Below are 22,785 nucleotides of genomic sequence, written 5' to 3'. Positions count from 1 at the left end.
ATGGCACAAGGCAAGATCGTTCAGTGCATCGGCGCGGTGGTGGACGTCGAGTTCGCCCGCGACCAGATGCCCAAGGTGTTCGACGCGCTCAAGCTCGAGGGCGGCGCGCTGACCCTGGAAGTCCAGCAGCAGCTGGGCGACGGCGTGGTGCGCACCATCGCGCTGGGTTCGTCCGACGGCCTGCGCCGCGGCCTGATGGTCACCAACACCGGTGCGGCCATCACCGTGCCGGTGGGCCAGGCCACGCTGGGCCGCATCATGGACGTGCTGGGCAACCCGATCGACGAGCGCGGCCCGGTCGACCAGGCCCTGACCGCCTCCATCCACCGCAAGGCGCCGACCTACGACGAGCTGAGCCCGTCGCAGGAACTGCTCGAGACCGGCATCAAGGTGATCGACCTGATCTGCCCGTTCGCCAAGGGCGGCAAGGTGGGCCTGTTCGGCGGTGCCGGCGTCGGCAAGACCGTGAACATGATGGAGCTCATCAACAACATCGCCAAGGCGCACTCGGGCCTGTCGGTGTTCGCTGGCGTCGGTGAGCGCACCCGTGAGGGCAACGACTTCTATCACGAGATGGCCGACTCGGGCGTCGTCAACCTGGAGAACCTGGGCGAGTCCAAGGTGGCCATGGTCTACGGCCAGATGAACGAGCCGCCGGGCAACCGCCTGCGCGTCGCGCTGACCGGCCTGACCATCGCCGAGTCGTTCCGCGACGAAGGCCGCGACGTGCTGTTCTTCGTCGACAACATCTACCGCTACACCCTGGCCGGCACCGAGGTGTCCGCGCTGCTGGGCCGCATGCCGTCGGCGGTGGGCTACCAGCCGACGCTGGCCGAGGAGATGGGCCGCCTGCAGGAGCGCATCACCTCCACCAAGGTGGGCTCGATCACCTCCATCCAGGCGGTGTACGTGCCGGCGGACGACCTGACCGACCCGTCGCCGGCGACCACCTTCGCCCACCTGGACGCCACTGTGGTGCTGTCGCGCGACATCGCCTCGCTGGGCATCTACCCGGCGGTGGACCCGCTGGACTCCACCAGCCGCCAGATCGACCCCAACGTCATCGGCGAGGAGCACTACTCCACGACCCGTGCGGTGCAGGGCATCCTGCAGCGCTACAAGGAGTTGCGCGACATCATCGCCATCCTGGGCATGGACGAGCTGTCGCCCGAGGACAAGCTGGCCGTGGCCCGCGCACGCAAGATCCAGCGCTTCCTGTCGCAGCCCTTCCACGTCGCCGAGGTGTTCACCGGTTCGCCGGGCAAGTACGTGCCGCTGAAGGAAACCATCCGCGGCTTCAAGATGATCGTCAACGGCGAGTGCGACAGCCTGCCGGAGCAGGCCTTCTACATGGTCGGGACGATCGACGAGGCGTTCGAGAAGGCCAAGAAGCTGCAGTAAGCGGCACACCGGAGTTCCATCATGGCCACCATCCACGTCGACGTCGTCTCCGCCGAAGCGAGCATCTTCAGCGGCGAGGCGAAGTTCGTCGCGCTGCCGGGCGAGAACGGCGAGCTGGGCATCCTGCCCCGCCACACGCCGCTGATCACGCGCATCAAGCCGGGTGCCGTGCGCATCGAGCGCGCCGACAACGGCCAGGAGGAGTTCGTCTTCGTGGCCGGCGGCATCCTCGAGGTGCAGCCGAACGCGGTCACCGTGCTGGCCGACACCGCCATCCGCGGCCATGACCTCGACGAGGCCAAGGCCAACGAGGCCAAGCGCGCGGCAGAAGAGGCGATGAAGAACGCAAAGAGCGACATCGACTTCGCCCGCGCCCAGAGCGAGTTCGCCATGATGGCGGCGCAGATCGCGGCGATCCAGAAGCTGCGGCGCAAGTAGGTCGCTCGGCCAGCCGGTCGCACCGGCGAACCGGGAAGAAGAAGGGCCCGCGAGCGAAAGCCGCGGGCCTTTTGCCTGGTCGGCTGCGTGGCCGGTCGGTTGGGCGGCGCCTCAGGCCCTGAAGGGCGCGTCCGGCAACTCGTTCGGGTTCGCTTCGCCGTCGGCCAGCGCAAAGTGCTGGCGCAGCAGACCGTCCACCGCGACGATGGCCTCGCTCAGCCCGGCTTCGAAGCGGCCGTCGGCGCAGGCGGTGCGCAGCACGTCCACGATGCGCTGCCATTCGGCCTGCGGCACGCGGCGCGCCAAGCCGCGGTCGGCCACCACCTCGATGGCGTGCTCGGCCAGCAGCAGGTAGATGAGCACGCCGTTGTTGTGCTCGGTGTCCCACACCCGCAGCTTGGCGAACATGGCCAGTGCCCGTTCGCGCGGGCTGGCGTCGCGCAGCAGGTAGGACAGTGGCAGGCCGGGTTCGATGCACAGCCGGATCTCGCCGGAATGTGCCGCCTCGCTCGCCGCCACCTGCTGCTGCAGGCGTTCGAGCGCCGCGTCGTCCAGCGCCCGGCGCGCGTCGCGCTCGTCGAACAGCCGGTGCCTGATCAAACGCAGCCAACGGTTCGCCATCACCAATTCCCCGAGGCGCCACCGCCGCCGAAGTCGCCGCCGCCGCCGGAGCTGAAGCCGCCACCCCCCACCGCCGCCCCAGCCACCCCCGCCGCCGCCCCAGATGATCGGGGGCACCCCCGCCGCGAAGCCGCCGCGACGGCCGTGCGCGCGGCGGCCACCGGCGCCGATGCCGATGACGCCGACCAGCAGCAGCGCGACCACGCCGGCGACGATGCCGACCACCACGCTGCCGCCCAGCGCCGCCGCCAAGGCGCCGGTGCCGCCGGCGGTGACGAGGGAACCCAGCTTGCGGCCCAGCACCGCGGTGAGCACGGCCCCGGCCACCGGCACGCCGACGAAGAGGAAGATGGCCAGGTCCTCCCAGCCGAGGCCCTGGCGCAGCGGCGGCTCGCCGTCGGCGCGCGGCGCCGGCAGCGCCTCGCCGCGGATGCGGGCGGCGAGCTGGTCCACCGCCGCCTGCAGGCCGCCGGCGTAGTCGCCGGCGCGGAAGGCCGGCGTGATCGCGCGGTCGATGACCTGCCGGGCGGCCAGGTCGGGGATCGCGCCTTCCAGCGCCTTGGCCACCTCGATGCGCACCCGCCGGTCGTTCTTCGCCACCACGATGAGCAGCCCGTCGCCGACGTCGCGGCGGCCCAGCTTCCAGGTGTCGGCCACCCGCTGCGCGTAGGCGGCGATGTCTTCCGGCGCGGTGGTCGGCACCAGCAGCACGGCGATCTGGCTGCCGGCTTCGGCCTCGAAGGCGGCCAGCCGCGCCTCCAGCGCGGCACGCTGCTCGGCGCTCAGCGTGGCCGTCTGGTCCATGACGCGGGCGGCGAGCGCCGGCACCGGCTGAACCTCTGCCTGCGCCCAGGCGCCGCCGCCGCTCAGCAGCGCCAGCAGCAGCCCGAGCAGCCAGTGCCGCACCGCGGGACCCATCGCGCCGAAGGCCCGCAGCGTCAGCGGGACGCCCCGGGCGCGGGCACCCGTGCCGCCGCGCCGCCGCCGAAGTCCACCGTCGGCGGTGCGCTGATCTGCCCTTCGTTCTGCACCGAGAAGTTGGGTTTCGGCGCGTAGCCGAAGACCTTGGCGGTGATGTTGGTCGGGAAGCTGCGGGCCAGCACGTTGTAGTCCTGCACCGTCTTGATGTAGCGGTTGCGCGCCACGGTGATGCGGTTCTCCGTGCCCTCGAGCTGCACCCGCAGGTCCTGGAAGCCCTGGTTGGCCTTCAGGTTGGGGTAGTTCTCGGTGACCACCAGCAGGCGGCTCAGCGCGCTGGACAACTCCCCCTGCGCCTGCTGGAAGCGCTGGAAGGCCTGCGGGTCGTTGACCAGCTCGGGCGTCGCCTGGATGCTGGTCGCCTTGGCGCGCGCCTCGACCACGCGCGTCAACGTGTCCTGCTCGAAGTTGGCCTCGCCCTTGACGGTGGCGACCAGGTTGGGCACCAGGTCGGCCCGCCGCTGGTACTGGTTCAGCACCTCGGACCAGGCGGCGGTGACCTGTTCGTCCTGGCGCTGGAAGTCGTTGTAGCCGCAGCCGGTGAGGGCCAGGGAGAACAGCAGGACGGCCGCGGTGGCGGCCCGTCTCAGGACGGTCATGGTGCGGTGCTCCTTCGGGTTGGCGGGCGGTGGGTGCAAGGCATGTGCCCCCCGCCCGTGCCCGCAAGGTTCCGGCGCGGGCCGGGGTTTCAAGTGTCGGGCGCGGTGCACATGCCCGGTCGGACGAAGGGCGGCCCCGATAATCCGTCGATGCCCGCCCCGCTGATCAACGACAGCTTCCTGCGCGCCTGCCTGCGCCGGCCCACCGACCATACCCCCGTCTGGCTGATGCGCCAGGCCGGACGCTACCTGCCCGAATACCGCGCCACCCGCGCCAAGGCCGGCAGCTTCATGGGGCTGGCCACCGATCCCGGCCATGCCACCGAGGTGACGCTGCAGCCGCTCGAACGCTACCCGCTGGACGCGGCCATCCTGTTCTCCGACATCCTCACCGTGCCCGATGCGATGGGCCTGGGCCTGTCCTTCGCGGAAGGCGAGGGCCCGCGTTTCGCCCGCCCGCTGCGCGACGAGGCGGCCATCGCGGCGCTGCAGGTGCCGGACCTCGACCGGCTGCGCTACGTCTTCGACGCGGTCTCGAGCATCCGCCGCGCGCTGAACGGCCGGGTGCCGCTGATCGGTTTTTCGGGCAGCCCGTGGACGCTGGCCTGCTACATGGTCGAAGGCGGCGGTTCCGACGACTACCGCACCGTCAAGACCCTGCTCTACAGCCGCCCCGACCTGATGCACCGGCTGCTCGAGGTCAACGCCCGCGCCGTGGCGGCCTACCTCAATGCGCAGGTGGAGGCCGGCGCCCAGGCGCTGATGGTGTTCGACAGCTGGGGCGGGGTGCTCTCGGACCCCGCCTTCCGCCGCTTCAGCCTGGCCTACACACGGCAGGTGGTGCAGTCGCTCACCCGGCATGCGGACGGCCGTGAGGTGCCGGTGATCGTCTTCACCAAGGGCGGCGGCCTGTGGCTGGAGGCCATCGCCGACACCGGCTGCGACGTGGTCGGGGTGGACTGGACGGTGGACCTGGCCCAGGCCCGTCGCCGGGTCGGCGACCGCGTGGCGCTGCAGGGCAACCTCGACCCCGCGGCGCTCTTCGCGCCGCCGGACGCGGTGGCGGCCGAAGCCAGGGCGGTGCTGGACGCCTTCGGCCCGCCGCAGGGTCCGGACGGGCGCTGGGCCGGCCACATCTTCAACCTCGGACACGGCATCAGCCAGCACACGCCGCCGGAGCATGTGCAGGCGCTGGTGGAGGCCGTGCACGGCCATTCGCGCCGCCTTCGCGCCGCGGCCGATTGAGGCCTGCCGCCCGTCCCGTCAAGTCGGTAAGTGGAAGAGATTGGCGTCACAGGGCTTGACTTATCCCCAAAAAGCGGTTTGCCAAGGGCACACGGTAACAATTGCTGCAAAGCGGTAGAGCGCGCTCCTTCGGCCTTCGTAAGTGCTTGATTTCATTGAGAAGCCGTCCCTGCCCGAAAAGGCGGCATTGCAAGCGGAACCCAAGCAGATCAAGCGTTTAGCGGCGCCATCAGACCCTTGCCCACAAAGTTATCCACAGAACGAGTGGACAGCTTGAAAAACCGATTCGAATCATGGGCTTAGGCGCCTTTTCTCATGTGATTTGGTGGAAGTGCCGGGCGGTGGGTGGATGAGCCTGCGGCTGCGTGTCGCGGTGGAGGCACCCCAGCACAGCGGGCTCGGGGGCGTGCTCGACTACGAAAGCGGGCGGGCCCTGGCCGCCGGCACGCTGGTGCGGGTGCCGCTCGGCCGGCGCGAGGTGTGCGGCATCGTCTGGGATCCCGCGGAGGCGCCGTCGCCGGAGGGCGACGACTGGACCGTCAAGGCGGTGGCCGCCGTGCTGACCGGCCTGCCTCCCCTTGGCGAAAGCTGGCGGCGGCTGGTGTCGTTCGCCGCCGGCTACTACCAGCGGGGGCTGGGAGAACTGGCGCTGGCCGTGCTGCCGCCCGAGCTGCGCCAGCTCGACGACGCCGCGCTGGAGCGCCGACGGCGGCGCAAGCGCCGCGCGCCACCGGTCGCCGACGCCGACCAGCCGCCGCCGCTGAACCAGGAGCAGGCCACCGCGGTGGCCGCCATCGCGTCCGCGCTGTCCGACGGTCCGGCCGCGTCGCAGCCGCTGCTGCTGCACGGCGTCACCGGCAGCGGCAAGACCGAGGTCTACCTGCACGCGGCCGCGCAGGCGCTGGCCGCGGGTCGTCAGGTGCTGGTGATGGTGCCGGAGATCAACCTCACGCCGCAGCTCACCGAGCGGCTGGCCCGGCGCTTCGCCGGCCGGCGGCTGGTCACCCTGCACAGCGGCCTCACCCCGGCGCAGCGGCTGCAGCACTGGCTCGCCGCGCACACCGGCGACGCCGACCTGGTGCTCGGCACCCGGCTGGCCGTCTTCGCCTCGATGCCGCGGCTCGGCCTGATCGTGGTCGACGAGGAGCACGATCCCTCCTACAAGCAGCAGGAGGGGGCGCGCTACTCGGCGCGCGACCTGGCGGTGTGGCGTGGGCAGTCCGAGCGGCTGCCGGTGGTGCTGGGCTCGGCGACGCCGTCGCTGGAGACCTGGCAGCGCGCCGAGGAAGGCCGCTACCGGCGCCTGACGCTGGCGGCGCGCGTCGGCGCCGCGGCGCTGCCGCGGGTGCGGCTGGTCGACTGGAACCAGCTCCCCAAGCCGAAGGGCCCGCCCAGCGCCATCGCCCCGCCGCTGCTCGAGGCGCTGCGCCTGCGGCTGGAACGCGGGGAGCAGAGCCTGCTGCTGCTCAACCGTCGCGGCTATGCGCCGGTGCTGCACTGCACCTCCTGCGGCTGGAAGAGCGGCTGCCCGCACTGCAGCGCCTGGCAGGTCTTCCACAAGGCCGAGCGGGTGCTGCGCTGCCACCACTGCGCGGCGGCGGCGCGCGTGCCGCAGGCCTGCCCGCAGTGCGGCGACCTGGACCTGCATGCCCTGGGCCGCGGCACCGAGCGGCTGGAGGAGCAGCTCGCCGACCTGCTGCCCGGCGCCCGCATCGGCCGCATCGACGCGGACAGCACCCGTGCCAAGGGGGAGCTGCAGGCGCGGCTGCAGGCGGTGCATGCCGGCGAGGTCGACGTGCTGGTCGGCACGCAGATGGTGGCCAAAGGGTCACGACTTCCGCCGCATGACGCTGGTGGCCGCGGTCAACCCCGACGGCGCGCTGTTCAGCAGCGACTTCCGCGCGGCCGAGCGGCTGTTCGCCCTGCTGATGCAGGCGGCCGGCCGCGCCGGCCGCGACGCGGCGATGGGGCCCAGCGAAATGTGGCTGCAGACCTGGCATCCGCAGCACCCGCTGTACGCGGCGCTGCGCGACCACGACTACCCGCGCTTCGCCGCCGCGCAACTGGCCGAACGGCGCGGCGCCGGCCTGCCGCCCTTCGCCAGCCTGGCCCTGCTGCGTGCCGAGGCGCGCGACGGCGCGGTGGCGGAGGCCTTCCTGGCGGAGGCCGGGCAGCAGGCCGAAGCGCGGGCGGCGGAGGCCGGCGCCTCGCTCATCGCCTACCCCGCGGTGGCGCCGCCGATCTCGCGCGTGGCCGACACCGAGCGGCGCCAGCTGCTGCTGGAGTCGCCGTCGCGGGCCGCCTTGCAGCACGTGCTGCGGGCCGCGCTGCCCGACTGGCATGTGCTGCGCGGCCGGCACCGCGGCATCGCCCGCTGGGCGGTGGACGTCGACCCGCTCGCGATCTGAGCCGACGACCGGCCGCTCAGGCCGCCATCGTCTGCCGCACCGCGCGCTCCCAGCGCGCCATGCGCTCGGCCGCCTCGTCGCGCGGCATCTGCGGCTCGAAGCGGCGCTCGGCGCGCCATTGCCGGGCCAGCGTCTCGCGGTCGGGCCACACGCCCACCGCCAGGCCGGCCAAGTAGGCCGCGCCCAGCGCCGTGGTCTCGATCACCTGCGGCCGCACCACCGGCAGGCCGAGCAGGTCGGCCTGGAACTGCATGAGCAGGTTGTTGACGCAGGCGCCGCCGTCCACGCGCAGCTCGGTCACCGGGGCGCTGCCGGCGGCTTTGGCGTCGAGCTCCATGGCCTGCAGCAGCGCCGCGCTCTGGAAGGCGATGCTCTCCAGCGCGGCGCGCGCCACATGGGCCACCGTGCTGCCGCGGGTGAGCCCGACGATCGCCCCGCCCGGCTGCGCGTGCCAGTACGGCGCCCCCAGGCCGGTGAAGGCCGGCACCAGCACCACGCCGCCGGCGTCGGGCACGCTGGCGGCCAGCGCCTCGATCTCGCTGCTGGCGCTGATCGCCTTCAGCCCGTCGCGCAGCCACTGCACCACCGCGCCGCCGATGAAGACGCTGCCCTCGAAGGCGTACTCCGGCGTGGCGCTGCACTGCGCCGCGCTGGTCGCCACCAGCCCGTGCTGCGAGGGCTGGAAGCGCTCGCCGGTGTGCATCAGCAGGAAGCAGCCGGTGCCGTAGGTGTTCTTCGCCAGCCCGGGCGAGAAGCAGGCCTGGCCGAACAGCGCGCTCTGCTGGTCGCCCGCGATGCCACCGATGGTCACCGGTGCGCCGAGCAGCGCTGCATCGGTCTCGGCATAGCGGTGCGCCGACGGGTGCACGTCGGGCAGCAGCCCGCGCGGGATATCCAGCAGCGCCAGCAGTTCGTCGTCCCATTGATTGCGGCGCACGTCGAACAGCATGGTGCGCGAGGCGTTGCTCACGTCGGTGGCATGCACCCGCCCGCCGGTGAGCTGCCACACCAGCCAGGCGTCCACCGTGCCGAAGGCCAGTTCGCCGCGGGCGGCGCGTTCGCGTGCGCCGGGCACCTGGTCGAGCAGCCACTTGAGCTTGGTGCCGGAGAAGTACGCGTCGATGACGAGGCCGGTCTTGCGCGCGACCAGTTCCGCATGGCCGGCCTCGCGCAGCGCGGCGCAGGTGGGCTCGGCCCGCCGGTCCTGCCAGACGATGGCCCGGTGAAGCGGCCGGCCGGTGGCACGCTCCCACAGGAGCGTGGTCTCGCGCTGGTTGGTGATGCCGATGGCGGCCAGGTCGCGGGCCTGCAGCCCGGCCTTGTGCAGCGCCTCGCGGGCGGTGGCGAGTTGCGTCTGCCAGATTTCCAGCGGGTCGTGCTCCACCCAGCCGGCCTGCGGGTAGTGCTGCGTCAGCTCGCGCTGCGCCATGGCCACGATGCGGCCCTCGCCGTCGAAGACGATGCTGCGCGAGCTGGAGGTGCCCTGGTCGAGGGCGAGCAGATGGGTCATGGCTTGGGGTCGTCAGGGGTCACCACTTGCACGCCGGCCTCCGCAAGCAACGCATCGAACGACGCCGGCGGTGCCTGGTCGGTGAACAGCAGGTCCACCTGCGACAGCCGGCCCAGCTCGACCATCGCCGGGCGGTTGAACTTGCTGTGGTCGGCGGCCAGCCACACCTCGCGGGACTGCGCCAGGATGGCCTTGGCCACGCTGACCTCGCGGTAGTCGAAGTCGCGCAGCGTGCCGTCGGCCTCGATGCCCGAGATGCCGATCAGCCCGATGTCGACGCGGAACTGGCGGATGAAGTCCACCGTGGCCTCGCCGACGATGCCGCGGTCGCGCGCGCGCACCACGCCGCCGGCGACGATGACCTCGCAGTCGCGGTTGTCCGACAGCAGCGCCGCCACGTTCAGGTTGTTGGTGATGACGCGCAGTCCGCGGTGCTGCATCAGCTCATGCGCCACGGCCTCGGTGGTGGTGCCGATGTTGAGGATCAGCGAGCAGCCTTCCGGCACCCGCTGCGCGATGGCCCGCGCGATGCGCCGCTTGGCATCGGCCTGCAGCTGCTGGCGCTGCCGGTAGGCGATGTTCTCGGTGGTCGAGCCCGGCAGCCGGACCCCGCCGTGGTAGCGCGCCAGCAGGCCGGCGTCGGCCAGCAGCTTCACGTCGCGGCGCACCGTCTGCAGCGTGACGCCGAAGCGCTCCGCCAGCGCCTCCACCGTCGCCATGCCGCGTTCGCGCACCACCGCCAGCAGCTGGTCCTGCCGTGGGTTGGGGGTGAAGTCGTGGGCGGTCGGCACGGTCGTTCGGGTGCTGCCGGCAGGGCCACCGGCCGGGCGGGCGGCAGGGTAGCGCAGCCGGCCTGCGGGAACACCACGAGGCTTCCCCGGCTTGCGAACGCGCGGATGCTGCGATAAAACGAAAAGAAGCGAACACAAATGCACGCCATAAAGGCGGCAAAAAGAACACCGACCACCGGACCCGTTCGCCCAACCTGCGCCCCACCTGTGCCGTCCACCGCGTTCGCCAACACCCACCGCGAGCCTGCCCGCCCCACGCACTGCGACGTGCTCGTGGTCGGCGGCGGCATCAACGGCGCGGGCATCGCCCGCGACCTGGCCGGCCGCGGGGTGAGCGTGGTGCTGGTCGAGCAGCACGACCTGGCGCAGCACACGTCGTCGGCGTCCACCAAGCTCATCCATGGTGGCCTGCGGTATCTGGAGTACTACGAGTTCGGCCTGGTGCGCAAGGCGCTGGCCGAGCGCGAGCGGCTGCTCAGGAGTGCGCCGCACATCATGTGGCCGCTGCGCTTCGTCATGCCGCACGACCCTTCCATGCGGCCGGTGTGGATGGTGCGCGCCGGGCTCTTCCTCTACGACCACCTGGCGCGGCGCGAGCTGCTGCCGGCCTCCCGCACCGTCGACCTCACCCGGCATCCGGCCGGCGCGCCGCTGCACAAGCGCTTCACCAAGGGCTTCGTCTATTCCGACGGCTGGGTGGACGACGCGCGGCTGGTGGTGCTCAACGCGGTCGATGCGGCGGCCCACGGCGCGGCCGTGCTCACCCGCTGCCGCTGCAGCGCCGCGCAGCGCGACGCGAGCGGCTGGCGGGTGCGCCTGCAGTCGGCCGACGGCGCGGAGTGGCCGCTGCAGGCGCGCGCGCTGGTCAACGCCGCCGGCCCCTGGGCCGAGCAGTTCCTGCGCCGCGGCGTCGCCCGCCATGCCGAGACCAAGGCGCTGCGCCTGGTCAAGGGCAGCCACATCGTGGTGCCGCGCCTGTTCCAGCACGACCACGCCTACATCCTGCAGAACCCCGACAAGCGCATCATCTTCGCCATCCCCTACGAAGGCGACTTCACCCTCATCGGCACCACCGACGTCGACCACCCCGGCGGCGCCGACGACGAGGTGCGCGCCGGCGCCGACGAGATCGCCTACCTGTGCGAGCAGGCCAGCCGCTACTTCGAGCGCCGCCTGACACCGGCCGACGTGGTGTGGACCTACGCCGGCGTGCGGCCGCTGCTCGATGAGGAGGGCAGCGCGGCGTCGGTGACGCGCGACTACGTGCTGGCGCTGGACGGCGACGCCGGGGCGCCGTTGCTCTCGGTCTGGGGCGGCAAGATCACCACCTTCCGCAAGCTGGCCGAAGAGGCCGGCGACCGGCTCGCGCCGCTGGTCGGCGGCGGCGCCGCCTGGACAGCCGACGCGCTGCTGCCGGGCGGCGACCTGTCGGCCTGGATCGGCCCGCCGCGGCGGCCGGACATGGACTTCGAGCGTTTCGTCACCGCGCTCGGCCAGGCCCGCCCCGCCCTCGATCCCCGGCTGCTGCGCCGCTGGGCGCGGGCCTACGGCAGCCGGGTGCAGCACCTGCTCGACGACGCCGACGGGCTGGGCCGCGAGGTGGCGCCCGGCGTGCACGAGGCCGAGCTGCGCTACCTCGTCCGCCACGAATGGGCGCGCAGCGCCGACGACATGCTCTGGCGCCGCAGCAAGCTGGGCCTGCACCTGACGGCCGACCAGCGGCAGGCGGTGGCGGACTGGTTCGACACGGCCCTGCGGCCGCCCGCCGCACCGGCCGCGCGGGAGGCCTCATGGAACTGAGGCTGGAGCGCGTGGCCAAGCAGGTGGGCGCCCGCCACCACCTCTACCCGCTGGACCTGGCGCTGCCGGCCAACGGCGTGACGGTGCTGCTGGGCGCCACCCAGGCCGGCAAGACCAGCCTGATGCGGCTGATGGCCGGGCTGGACAAGCCCAGCGCCGGCCGGGTGCTGGTCGACGGCCGCGACGTCACCGGCGTGCCGGTGCGCGAGCGCGACGTGGCCATGGTCTACCAGCAGTTCATCAACTACCCGTCGATGACGGTGGCCGACAACATCGCCTCGCCGCTGAAGCTGCGCGGCCGGCTCGACCGTGCCGCCATCGCCCAGCGTGTGCGCGAGCTGGCCGAGCGCCTGCACATCGAGCCCTTCCTGCAGCGCCTGCCGGCCGAGCTGTCCGGCGGCCAGCAGCAGCGGGTGGCGCTGGCCCGCGCGCTGGCCAAGCAGGCGCCGCTGATGCTGCTGGACGAGCCGCTGGCCAACCTGGACTACAAGCTGCGCGAGGAACTGCGCGACGAGCTGTCGGCCCTCTTCACCGCCGGCACCTCCACCGTGGTCTACGCCACCACCGAGCCGACCGAGGCGCTGCTGCTCGGCGGCCACACCGCCGTGCTGGACGCCGGCGAGCTGCTGCAGATGGGCCCCACCGCCGAGGTCTTCCACCGGCCGGCGTCCATCCGCGTGGCGCGGGCCTTCAGCGACCCGCCGATGAACCTGGTCGAAACGCAGGCCGAGGCCGGCCGGTTGCGGCTGCCCGGCGACCTGTCGCTGGCGCTGCCAGGGCTGGCCGAGCGCGGGCCGGTCACCCTCGGCGTGCGCGCCGGCGCCTTCCGGCGGCAGGGCCGGCCGGGGGACGTGGCGTTGCCGGGGCGGGTGGCGCTGGCGGAGATCTCCGGCTCCGACACCTACGTGCATGCCGACACGCCCCTCGGCGCGGTGGTGGTGCAGTGGCCCGGGGTGCACCGCCTGACGCTGGGCGAGGCGCTGACCCTGCACCTGCCACCCGAGCAGGCCTTCGTCTTCGGGGCCGACGGCCGGCTGCGACACGCGCCGGCGCGGTCCCTGCCCGTGGCCGTGCAGGCCTGACGCCCATGGCCCTGATCGAGCTCGACCTCGCCCACTCGTACAAGCCGCGTCCGCAGGCCGACGAGGACTATGCGCTGCTGCCGCTGCGGATGCGCTTCCGCGACGGCGGTGCCTACGCGTTGCTCGGACCGTCCGGCTGCGGCAAGTCGACGCTGCTCAACATCGTCTCAGGGCTGGTGGCGCCCTCGCAGGGCAGCTTGCGCTTCGACGGCGTGGACGTCACCCGCCGCAGCCCGCAGCAGCGCAACATCGCGCAGGTGTTCCAGTTCCCGGTCATCTACGACACGATGACCGTGGCGCAGAACCTCGCCTTCCCGCTGAAGAACCGCGGCGTGGCGCCCGACCGCATCCGGGCGCGCGTGGGCCGCATCGCCGAGATGCTGGAGCTGTCGGGCGAACTCGACCGCCGCGCCGCGCAGTTGAGCGCCGACCAGAAGCAGAAGATCTCCCTCGGCCGCGGCCTGGTGCGCGAGGACGTGTCGGCCGTGCTGTTCGACGAGCCGCTGACGGTGATCGACCCGCACCTGAAGTGGCAGCTGCGGCGCAAGCTGAAGCAGATCCACCAGGAGCTCAAGCTCACGCTCATCTACGTCACCCACGACCAGGTCGAGGCGCTGACCTTCGCCGAGGAGGTGGTGGTGATGACCCGCGGCCGGGCGGTGCAGGTGGGCGACGCCAGCGCGCTGTTCGAGCGGCCCGAGCACCGCTTCGTCGGCCACTTCATCGGCTCGCCCGGCATGAACTTCCTGCCCGCCGCGGTGGCCGACGGCGCGGTGCTGATCGCCGGTCGCCGGTTGGGCGCTGCGCCGCCGGAACTGGCCTCGCACGCCGGCGGCTTCACCCTCGGCATCCGGCCCGAGCACCTGGCGCTGGCCGAGGCCGGTGCGCCGGGCGCGGCACCGGCGCGCGTGCAAAGGCTGCAGGACCTGGGCACCAGCTGGCTGCTGACGGCCGAACTCGAGGGCGGCCAGGACCTGCCGCCGCTGCGCGCCCGGCTGCCCGGCGAAGCGGCCGTGCCGGCGGTGGGCCAGGCCGTGTGGCTGCCGCTGCTCGGCCCCCACACCCGCTGCTACGGCGCCGACGAGCGGCTGATCGCCGCCGGAGTTCCATCGACATGAAACCCGTCCACCAGAAAGCCTGGCTGATGGTGCTGCCCGTCGTGCTGTGCGTCGCCTTCTCGGCGGTGCTGCCGCTGATGACGGTGGTGAACTACTCGGTGCAGGACATCATCAGCCCCGAACGCCGGGTCTTCGTCGGCACCGAGTGGTTCGCCAACGTGCTGCGCGACGAGGAGCTGCACGGCGCGCTGTGGCGGCAGATCCAGTTCTCGCTGCTGGTGCTGCTGATCGAGATCCCGCTCGGCATCCTGCTGGCGCTGGCCATGCCGGCGGCCGGCTGGGCGGCCAGCGCCACGCTGGTGGTGGTGGCGCTGTCGCTGCTCATCCCGTGGAACGTGGTGGGCACCATCTGGCAGATCTTCGGCCGCGGCGACATCGGGCTGCTCGGCGCCGCGCTGCAGACGCTCGGCATCGACTACAGCTACACCGGCAGCGCCACCGACGCCTGGCTCACCGTGCTGGCCATGGACGTGTGGCACTGGACGCCGCTGGTCGCGCTGCTGGCCTATGCCGGGCTGCGCTCCATCCCCGACGCCTACTACCAGGCCGCCCGCATCGACGGCGCCAGCCGCTGGGCGGTGTTTCGCCACATCCAGCTGCCCAAGATGCGCGGCGTGCTGGTCATCGCGGTGCTGCTGCGCTTCATGGACAGCTTCATGATCTACACCGAGCCCTTCGTGCTCACCGGCGGCGGACCGGGCAACGCCACCACCTTCCTCAGCCAGTACCTGACGCAGAAGGCGGTGGGCCAGTTCGACCTCGGGCCGGCGGCGGCCTTCTCGCTGGTGTACTTCCTCATCATCCTGCTGCTGTGCTTCGTCCTCTACAACTGGATGCAGCGCGTGGGCGGCGCCAACGCCGAGGAGGCCGGCCATGCGTGAGGCCACCTACCCGGGCCGGCGCCTCTTCCTGGCGCTGTACATCGTCTTCGCGCTGCTGCCCATCTACTGGATGGTCAACATGTCGTTCAAGACCAACCAGGAGATCCTGTCCACCTTCAGCTTCTGGCCGCAGGCCTTCACCTGGGACAACTACCGCACCATCTTCACCGACGAGAGCTGGTACTCGGGCTACATCAACAGCCTCATCTACGTCGCCCTCAACACCGTCATCTCGGTGACGGTGGCGCTGCCGGCGGCCTACGCCTTCAGCCGCTACAGCTTCCTCGGCGACAAGCACCTGTTCTTCTGGCTGCTGACCAACCGCATGACGCCGCCGGCGGTGTTCCTGCTGCCCTTCTTCCAGCTCTACTCCACCGTCGGCCTGATGGACACCCACCTCGCGGTGGCCCTGGCGCACCTGGTGTTCAACGTGCCGCTGGCGGTGTGGATCCTCGAAGGCTTCATGAGCGGCATCCCGCGCGAGATCGACGAGACGGCCTACCTCGACGGCTACTCCTTCCCGCGCTTCTTCCTCACCGTCTTCCTGCCGCTGATCAAGGCCGGTGTCGGCGTGGCGGCCTTCTTCTGCTTCATGTTCAGCTGGGTGGAGCTGCTGCTGGCGCGCACGCTGACCAGCGTCAACGCCAAGCCCATCGTCGCGACGATGACGCGCACAGTCAGCGCCTCGGGCATGGACTGGGCCGTGCTGGCCGCCGCCGGCGTGCTGACCATCGTGCCCGGCGCCATCGTCATCTGGTTCGTGCGGCACTACATCGCCAAGGGCTTCGCGATGGGGCGCGTCTAGGAGGCACGACATGTTCGACTGGATGGTCTGGACCACCCCGGTGGCCGTCTTCTTCGGCTGCGTGGTGCTGATGCTGGTGGGCATGACCGTGTGGGAGATCAAGTCCCCCCACCGCCTCGCGCAAGGGCTTCCTGCCGATGGCCACCACCCGTGGCGACCGGCTGTTCATCGGGCTGCTGGCCGCGGCCTACCTCAACCTCGCCTTCGTCGGCCTGGCCGGGCGCATCGCCGGCTGGCTGTCGCTGGCCGAGGAGCCGAGCGTGTGGATCAGCTTCGTCGCGTCGATGGCACTGCTCGCGGTCGTCCTGCGCAAGGGCTGAAGGAACCATCGATTGACGGGACTCGGCCCGGTGCCCCCCGGGGCCGCACCCAGACCGCTGAGAGCTTCGGGGGCGCTGAGAAGGAGACAACCATGAAGATGCGCACCACCGCGCTGGCCGCCGCCCTGCTGCTGGCCCTCGGCCATGCCGGGGCCGGCGAGCCCGAGGCGAAGAAGTGGATCGACAGCGAGTTCCAGCCGTCCACGCTGACGAAGGACCAGCAGATGGCCGAGATGAAGTGGTTCATCGAGGCGGCCCGGAAGCTGCAGGCCCGCGGCGTCAAGGAAATCTCCGTCGTCTCCGAGACCATCACCACCCACGAGTACGAGTCGAAGACGCTGGCCCGCGCCTTCGAGGAAATCACCGGCATCAAGGTCAAGCACGACCTGATCCAGGAGGGCGACGTGGTCGAGAAGCTGCAGACCTCGATGCAGTCGGGCAAGAGCATCTACGACGGCTGGATCAGCGACTCCGACCTGATCGGCACCCACTACCGCTATGGCAAGGTGCTGAACCTGACCGACTACATGGCCGGCGCGGGCAAGGAGTTCACCAACCCCGGGCTGGACCTGAAGGACTTCATCGGCACCAGGTTCACCACCGCGCCGGACGGCAAGCTCTACCAGTTGCCCGACCAGCAGTTCGCCAACCTGTACTGGTTCCGCGCCGACCTGTTCGACCGCAAGGACCTGAAGGACCGCTTCAAGGCCAAGTACGGCTACGACCTGGGCGTGCCGCTGAACTGGAGCGCCTACGAGGACATCGCCGAGTTCTTCACCAACGACGTGAAGCAGGTGGACGGCAAGCCCGTCTACGGCCACATGGACTACGGCAAGAAGGATCCCAGCCTCGGCTGGCGCTTCACCGACGCCTGGCTGTCCATGGCCGGCACCGCCGACATCGGCGCGCCCAACGGGCTGCCGATCGACGAATGGGGCATCCGCGTGGCCGACGACAAGTGCACGCCGGTGGGCGCCTCGGTGTCGCGGGGCGGGGCGACCAATTCGCCGGCGGCCGTCTACGCGCTGACCAAGTACGTCGACTGGATGAAGAAGTACGCGCCCAAGGAGGCCACCGGCATGACCTTCGGCGAGGCCGGCCCGGTGCCCGCGCAGGGCCAGATCGCGCAGCAGATCTTCTGGTACACCGCCTTCACCGCGGACATGACCAAGGCCGGCCTGCCGGTGGTCAACGCCGATGGCACGCCGAAGTGGCGCATGGCCCCCGGCCCCAACGGCCCGTACTGGAAGCAGGGCATGCAGAACGGCTACCAGGACGTGGGCTCGTGGACCTTCTTCCAGGGCCACGACGCCAACCGCACGGCCGCGGCGTGGCTGTACGCCCAGTTCGTCACCGCCAAGACCACCAGCCTGAAGAAGACGCTGGTCGGCCTCACGCCCATCCGCGAGAGCGACATCCAGAGCAAGGCGATGACCGACATGGCGCCCAAGCTCGGCGGGCTGGTGGAGTTCTACCGCAGCCCGGCGCGCGTGGCCTGGAGCCCCACCGGCACCAACGTGCCCGACTACCCCAAGCTGGCGCAGCTGTGGTGGAAGAACGTGGCCCAGGCGGTGACCGGGGAGAAGACGCCGCAGGCGGCGATGGACACCCTGGCCGACGAGATGGACCAGGTGATGTCGCGCCTGCAGCGCGCCGGCATGGCCAAGTGCGCGCCCAAGCTCAACCCGAAGGGCGAGCCGGCCAAGTGGCTGTCCGACAAGCAGGCGCCGTGGGCCAAGCTGGCCAACGAGAAGCCGAAGGGCCAGACCATCGCCTACCAGAGCCTGCTCGACGCCTGGAAGGCCGGCAAGGCCCGTTGACGCCGACCTCCGCCGACCCTGAGGCCGCGCAATGCGCGGCCTTTTTCTTGGGCGTCAGTCCGAGAAGACGCGCTCCATGGCGACGTCGATCACCATGCCGCACAGGCTGTAGATCAGCGAGCCGATCAGCGCGGCGACGAAGCCCTGCACGTGCAGCCCCGGCAGCAGGGAGGCGGCGGCCCAGAAGATCACCGCGTTGATGACGAAGAGGAACAGGCCCAGCGTCAGCAGCGTGACCGGCAGCGTCAGCAGCACCAGCAGCGGCCGCAGCAGCGTGTTCAGCAGGCCGAGCACGACGGCGGCGATGAGGGCCGAGCCGAAGCTCTGCACCACGACACCCGGATAGAGGTGGGCCACCAGCAGCAGGGCGGCGGCGAGCAACAGCCAGCGAACGATCAGCTTCATGCGGCGGAGCATAGCCCGCCGGGGCGCACGGGACGCTGTGGCGGCCGGTGCACGCCGACCGGTGTTGCTATTGCGTTGATTAGGAAAGCGAATGAGAATAGCTCGCAACAACAATCCGCTTTCCCCCGATGATCCCCCCGCGCGCTGCCCAGGACGACCTGCCGCCGGCCTTCCGCCGCGGCCTGGTCGTGGCCGTGGCGGGCGCGCACGTGGGCGCGCTGTGGGCGTTGATGCAGGTGCAGCCGGTGCGCGAGGCCATGGCCTCCGTGGCGCCGCTGATGGTGGAGATGATCGCGCCGCCCGAGCCGGTGCGACCGCCGCCGCCACCGCCGCCCCCCGCAGCGCCCAAGCCGCGCACGCCCCCGCCGCCCAAGCCCGTGATCGCCGCCGCGCCCAGCCCGGCGCCGGCGCCCTTCGTCACGCCGCCTCCGCCGCCTGAGCCGGCGCCGCCCGCGCCGGTCGAGCCGCCCGCGCCGGTCGTCGCCGCCGCGCCGCCCGCCCCGCCGGCGCCTCCGCCGCCGTCGCCGAAGAAGGTGCCGCCCAGCGCGCTGCGCTACCTGGTCCAGCCACCGATCGCCTTTCCGCCGGCCTCGCAGCGGCTGCGCGAAGAGGGCACCGTGGTGCTGCGCGTGGTGGTGGACACCCGGGGGCTGCCGCGGCAGATCGCCCTGCAGCGCTCTTCCGGCTTCCCGCGGCTGGACGAGCAGGCCCTGTCGGCCATGCGCCAGGCGCGCTTCCAACCCTGCATGGACAACGGCGCGCCGATCGAATGCGAATCGAGCGCCGCCCTCGCCTACGAACTGGAGAACTGACCCATGGAACCGACCTCCCCCCTCGGCTTCGGCCACTTCATCGCGCAAAGCGATGCGGTGGGCAAGACGCTGCTGGGCATCCTCGTGATCATGTCGGCGCTGTCATGGGCGCTGATCGTCCGCAAGGGCCTGGTGGCCTGGCTGCGCGGCCGCCGCAGCGCCGCCTTCCTCGAGCTGTTCTGGAACGCCCGCTCGCTGGACGCCGTGCAGCACGAGATCGCCACGCACGGCGCGCGGGAGCCCTTCAGCCACCTGACGGCGCATGCGCTGCACGCCCAGCAGCACCATGCCAAACACGGCGCGGCCAAGCTGTCCGAAGCCGGCAGCGCCACCGACTTCATCACCCGCACCATCAAGAAGGTGCTGGACGAGGAGACCACGCGGCTGGAAAGCGGCCTCACCACGCTGGCCACCATCGGCGCCACCGCCCCCTTCGTCGGCCTGTTCGGCACCGTCTGGGGCGTCTACCACGCGCTGGTGGCCATCGGCATGAGCGGCGCCGGCACGCTGGACAAGGTCGCCGGCCCGGTGGGCGAGGCGCTGATCATGACCGGCATCGGCCTGGCGGTCGCCATTCCCGCGGTCATGGCCTACAACGCCATCACCCGCAGCAACCGGGTGCTGGCCGCGCGGCTGGACGCCTTCGCCTACGAGCTGCACAGCTTCCTGACCATGGGCGAGGCGCCCGGCGCGGCCGCGCCCGTGATGCCGAACGTGCGGCCGCTGAAGCCCGCGGTGGCCAACGCCTGAGGCCGAAGGACACGCTGCCATGGCCTTCGCCTCCTTCGACGACAAGCGGTCCGGCGCGCCGATGGCCGAGATCAACATGGTTCCGCTCATCGACGTGATGCTGGTGCTGCTGGTGATCTTCATCGTCACCGCCCCGCTGCTCACCCATGCGGTGAAGCTGGAGCTGCCGCAGGCCAGCTCGGCGCCGAACGTGCAGCAGCCCGACAAGATCGAGTTCGCCATCGACGCCACCGGCCAGCGCTACTGGAACGGCGAGAAGGTCGACCGCGCCGAGGCCGCGCGCCGCTTCGCGCTGGAAGGCCGGAAGCCCACCCAGCCCGAGGTGCACCTGCGCGCCGACCAGTCGGTGGCCTACCGCGAGGTGGCGCAGACGCTGGCCGACGCCGGCCAGGCCGGGCTGCACAAGATCGGCTTCATCAGCGAGCCGGAGGCGAAGTGAGCCGCCGCCGCACCGCCGTCGCGCGACGCTGAGGCGTCGCCCGTCCCTCACCCCTTGCTGTCCCGCCGGCCGGACCTCGCGGTCCGGTCGATCGGCTGCCGCCGCCCGCCGAGCCCCGATCCCTCGAACGACAACGACCACCGCCCAAGGAACGACCGACATGCGCCGACCCACCTCACGCGCCAAGCCGCGCCACCGCCCGACGCCCCTCGAACCCGCCGCCAAGCCGCCCGCCCGCGCGGCGGCCGGCCTGCTGCCGCTGGGCGCGCTGGCGGCCGGCTTCGGCTTCGCGGGACTGGCCACGGCGCAGTCCGGTGCTCCGGCCGCGCCGCCCGCCGCGGTGGCCCCCGCCGAGCCGGACGCCGCGCTGCCCGTGGTGCGCACCCGCGCGCAGGCCGACAGCAGCGGCAAGGACAGCCTGCGGGCGACGACGACCAACATCGGCCGCGGCACGCAGCAGTTGCGCGACATCCCGCAGTCGATCACGGTCGTCACCGAACGGCTGATCGACGACCGCAACCTCGACACCGTGCGCGACGTGCTGCGCAACACCGCGGGCGTCACCTTCCAGGCGGCCGAAGGCGCGGAGGAGGACATCCGCCTGCGCGGCTTCTCGCTGCAGGGCACCGGCGACATCTTCATCGACGGCATGCGGGACCCCGCCTTCTACGATCGCGACACCTTCAACAACGACCGCATCGAGCTGCTGCGCGGCTCCGCGTCGATGCTGTTCGGCCGCGGCTCCACCGGCGGTGCGGTCAACCAGGTGACGAAGGCGCCACGGCTGCTCAACCAGAACGAGGTCACGGCCACCGTCGGCAACTTCAACTACCGGCGGCTGACCGGCGACTTCAACCTCGTGACCGGCGAGAACGCGGCGGTGCGGCTGAACGTCATGCGCACGACCGCGGACAACAACGGCTCCGGCAGCTCGATCGACAAGTCGGGCCTGGCCGGCGCCTTCCGCTGGGGCATCGGGACCCGCGACGAATTCCAGGTCAGCGCCTACTGGCTGGACAATGAGAACGGCATCAACTACGGCATTCCGTGGATCCGGCCGACGGCCGCGTCGTCCAGCGCCGAGAACACCATCATCCCGGGCCTGAAGCCGCAGGCCTACTACGGCATGGCAAGCGACCGCAACCATGGCGGCGCGCGCATGGTCACGCTGTCGCACATCCACCGCTTCAGCGGCACCACCGAACTGCGCACCCAGGTGCGCAAGGGCGAGTTCAAGCGCGACCTGCGGGCCAGCGCGATCCGCTTCGCCGGCGCCGCGCAGCAGCCCGGCGCAGCGGCCATCGGCCTCAACAACTTCGGCCCGAACACCGTCTTCACGCGCGGCAGCAACTACAAGATCCAGGACGTCGACACGCTGCACGTCCAGAGCGACCTGAGCACCGCGTTCGACGCGCTCGGCGTTCGCCACGAACTGCTGGCCGGCGTCGACTTCACCCGCGAGGCCAAGGACGTCTACATCCCCCGCACCGCGGCGCAGGGCGGCGTCAACCTCACCAAGCCGACCACCACCGCCGGCACCCCGGGGGACGGCGCATGGGTCGACGAGGACAGCCGCATCCTGCGCGACAACAACGCCTTCGTCGCCAAGGGCTATGGCGCCTTCGTGCAGGACGTCGTGCAGGTGGCGCCGGCGTGGAAGGTCATCGGCGGCCTGCGCTACGACAACCTCGACGGCAGCTACAACGTCTTCAACATCCCCACGAATGCGGCCGGCCCGGTCACCACCGTGCCGTACCAGCAGCGCATCTCTGCCGTGAGCAAGCGCTTGGGCGTGCTCTACCAGCCGACGCCGCTGCAGTCCTTCCACTTCTCGTGGGGCACGTCGTTCAACACCTCGGGCGACACCTACTCGTACAACACGCAGAACGCCAACACGCCGCCGGAGGAAAGCCAGAACATCGAACTCGGCGCACGGCTCGACACCGAGGACCGGCGCTTCACCACCCGCTTCGCGCTGTTCCGCACGACCAAGACGAACGAGCGCAACACCGACGTGGACACCGCCGCCGACCGGCTCCTGCTGTCCGGCAAGCGCCACGCCACCGGCATCGAGGCCGACGTCACCGGCCGGCTGACGCCGAAGTGGGAGGTGTTCGGCTCCTACATGTGGTTGTTCGACGCCAAGGTGGACGCGGCGGCGCCGTGCCCTGCCGCGGTACCGCCGGCCACCACGCCGCCGACCTGTCTGCAAGCCACCGTCGGCAACCGCGTCGGCGACCGGCCGGGCCTGAGCCCCAAGCACAGCGGCACCGTCTGGTCCACCTACCAGGTGCTGCCGCGCCTGCGGCTCGGCGCCGGGGTCAACTTCCGCAGCAAGCAGGCGCCGGCCGACGTGACGGCGCCGGCCTGGACCGCCCCCGGCTTCGCCACGCTCGACCTGATGGCCGAGTACCGGGTGTCGGACAACGTGTCGGTCAAGGCCAACGTGATCAACGTCGGTGACAAGTACTATGCCGACGCGCTGTACCGCGGCCACTACGTGCCCGGTGCCGGCCGTCTGGTGCAGGCCTCGCTGATCGGTCGCTTCTGACCGGTCGTGGG

17 protein-coding genes and 4 pseudogenes are annotated in these 22,785 nt (G+C 71.4%); 15 read left to right on the top strand and 6 right to left on the bottom strand.

Annotated features, from left to right (window positions below; translation table 11 throughout):
* Together atpD and LRS07_RS01685 are read left to right on the top strand one after the other, a co-directional pair.
* On the top strand, positions 1 to 1,401 hold the full coding sequence (atpD, locus tag LRS07_RS01690; RefSeq protein WP_260500307.1) for a F0F1 ATP synthase subunit beta: 1,401 nt from the start codon (positions 1 to 3) through the stop codon (positions 1,399 to 1,401).
* Positions 1,402 to 1,422: 21 nt separating this feature from the next.
* On the top strand, positions 1,423 to 1,839 hold the full coding sequence (locus LRS07_RS01685; RefSeq protein ID WP_260500306.1) for a F0F1 ATP synthase subunit epsilon: 417 nt from the start codon (positions 1,423 to 1,425) through the stop codon (positions 1,837 to 1,839).
* Between the two features lie 111 nt (positions 1,840 to 1,950).
* On the opposite strand, the pseudogene LRS07_RS01680 reads toward LRS07_RS01685, so the two are convergent.
* The 3 genes and pseudogenes from LRS07_RS01680 to LRS07_RS01670 all read right to left on the bottom strand — a co-directional run.
* Positions 1,951 to 2,397 (bottom strand): annotated as a pseudogene (locus LRS07_RS01680) (TPM domain-containing protein); the annotation flags it as partial.
* A 62-nt stretch (positions 2,398 to 2,459) separates the two neighbouring features.
* Positions 2,460 to 3,378 (bottom strand): annotated as a pseudogene (locus LRS07_RS01675) (TPM domain-containing protein).
* A 20-nt stretch (positions 3,379 to 3,398) separates the two neighbouring features.
* Positions 3,399 to 4,037: a LemA family protein gene (locus LRS07_RS01670; RefSeq protein WP_260500304.1), complete on the bottom strand. Its 639-nt coding sequence runs from the start codon at positions 4,035 to 4,037 to the stop codon at positions 3,399 to 3,401.
* Positions 4,038 to 4,187: 150 nt separating this feature from the next.
* Here LRS07_RS01670 and hemE point away from each other — a divergent pair, with 150 nt between their 5' ends.
* Positions 4,188 to 5,282: a uroporphyrinogen decarboxylase gene (hemE, locus tag LRS07_RS01665; RefSeq protein WP_260500303.1), complete on the top strand. Its 1,095-nt coding sequence runs from the start codon at positions 4,188 to 4,190 to the stop codon at positions 5,280 to 5,282.
* Positions 5,283 to 5,631: 349 nt separating this feature from the next.
* Positions 5,632 to 7,690, top strand: a pseudogene (locus LRS07_RS01660) (primosomal protein N').
* A gap of 16 nt (positions 7,691 to 7,706) precedes the next feature.
* Here LRS07_RS01660 and glpK read toward each other — a convergent pair.
* Together glpK and LRS07_RS01650 are read right to left on the bottom strand one after the other, a co-directional pair.
* The gene (glpK, locus tag LRS07_RS01655; protein ID WP_260500302.1) at positions 7,707 to 9,200 is read right to left on the bottom strand and encodes a glycerol kinase GlpK; all 1,494 of its coding nucleotides are present in this window, start codon (positions 9,198 to 9,200) and stop codon (positions 7,707 to 7,709) included.
* Positions 9,197 to 9,991: a DeoR/GlpR family DNA-binding transcription regulator gene (locus LRS07_RS01650; protein ID WP_260500301.1), complete on the bottom strand. Its 795-nt coding sequence runs from the start codon at positions 9,989 to 9,991 to the stop codon at positions 9,197 to 9,199. The genes glpK and LRS07_RS01650 overlap by 4 nt, the downstream gene beginning before the upstream one ends.
* Positions 9,992 to 10,129: 138 nt before the next feature.
* Between LRS07_RS01650 and glpD the strand changes: the two genes are divergently transcribed.
* The 7 genes and pseudogenes from glpD (at position 10,130) to LRS07_RS01615 (ending at position 17,817) form a co-directional block, all read left to right on the top strand.
* Complete coding sequence (glpD, locus tag LRS07_RS01645; RefSeq protein ID WP_260500300.1) at positions 10,130 to 11,791, top strand: glycerol-3-phosphate dehydrogenase; 1,662 nt, start codon at positions 10,130 to 10,132, stop codon at positions 11,789 to 11,791.
* Positions 11,782 to 12,873 carry an ABC transporter ATP-binding protein gene (locus LRS07_RS01640; protein ID WP_260500299.1) on the top strand — a complete coding sequence of 364 codons (1,092 nt, stop codon included), beginning with the start codon at positions 11,782 to 11,784 and terminating at the stop codon, positions 12,871 to 12,873. Before glpD ends, LRS07_RS01640 begins: the two co-directional genes overlap by 10 nt.
* Positions 12,874 to 12,878: 5 nt before the next feature.
* A complete protein-coding gene (locus tag LRS07_RS01635; protein ID WP_260500298.1) occupies positions 12,879 to 13,991 on the top strand; it encodes an ABC transporter ATP-binding protein in 1,113 nt (370 codons plus the stop codon).
* Entirely contained in the window at positions 13,988 to 14,872 is an 885-nt protein-coding gene (locus LRS07_RS01630) for a carbohydrate ABC transporter permease (RefSeq protein ID WP_260500297.1), read from the top strand. The genes LRS07_RS01635 and LRS07_RS01630 overlap by 4 nt, the downstream gene beginning before the upstream one ends.
* Positions 14,865 to 15,677: a carbohydrate ABC transporter permease gene (locus LRS07_RS01625; RefSeq protein WP_260500296.1), complete on the top strand. Its 813-nt coding sequence runs from the start codon at positions 14,865 to 14,867 to the stop codon at positions 15,675 to 15,677. The genes LRS07_RS01630 and LRS07_RS01625 overlap by 8 nt, the downstream gene beginning before the upstream one ends.
* Positions 15,678 to 15,687: 10 nt before the next feature.
* Positions 15,688 to 15,997: pseudogene (locus LRS07_RS01620) on the top strand (DUF2160 domain-containing protein).
* A 92-nt stretch (positions 15,998 to 16,089) separates the two neighbouring features.
* Positions 16,090 to 17,817, top strand: a complete 1,728-nt coding sequence (locus tag LRS07_RS01615) for an ABC transporter substrate-binding protein (protein WP_260500295.1) — start codon at positions 16,090 to 16,092, stop codon at positions 17,815 to 17,817.
* A 54-nt stretch (positions 17,818 to 17,871) separates the two neighbouring features.
* Here LRS07_RS01615 and LRS07_RS01610 read toward each other — a convergent pair whose 3' ends face one another.
* Positions 17,872 to 18,222: a phage holin family protein gene (locus tag LRS07_RS01610; RefSeq protein WP_260500294.1), complete on the bottom strand. Its 351-nt coding sequence runs from the start codon at positions 18,220 to 18,222 to the stop codon at positions 17,872 to 17,874.
* A 128-nt stretch (positions 18,223 to 18,350) separates the two neighbouring features.
* Between LRS07_RS01610 and LRS07_RS01605 the strand changes: the two genes are divergently transcribed.
* From LRS07_RS01605 to LRS07_RS01590, 4 genes are all read left to right on the top strand, one after another.
* Complete coding sequence (locus LRS07_RS01605) at positions 18,351 to 19,034, top strand: energy transducer TonB (protein ID WP_260500293.1); 684 nt, start codon at positions 18,351 to 18,353, stop codon at positions 19,032 to 19,034.
* 3 nt (positions 19,035 to 19,037) lie between these two features.
* Entirely contained in the window at positions 19,038 to 19,784 is a 747-nt protein-coding gene (locus LRS07_RS01600) for a MotA/TolQ/ExbB proton channel family protein (RefSeq protein ID WP_260500292.1), read from the top strand.
* 19 nt (positions 19,785 to 19,803) lie between these two features.
* A complete protein-coding gene (locus LRS07_RS01595; RefSeq protein WP_260500291.1) occupies positions 19,804 to 20,223 on the top strand; it encodes an ExbD/TolR family protein in 420 nt (139 codons plus the stop codon).
* 160 nt (positions 20,224 to 20,383) lie between these two features.
* A complete protein-coding gene (locus LRS07_RS01590; RefSeq protein WP_260500290.1) occupies positions 20,384 to 22,774 on the top strand; it encodes a TonB-dependent receptor in 2,391 nt (796 codons plus the stop codon).
* The last annotated feature ends 11 nt before the right edge of the window (positions 22,775 to 22,785 follow it).

The organism is Aquabacterium sp. J223, assembly GCF_024666615.1.
Lineage (GTDB): Bacteria > Pseudomonadota > Gammaproteobacteria > Burkholderiales > Burkholderiaceae_C > J223.
This window is presented reverse-complemented; position numbering and strand designations above follow the sequence as displayed.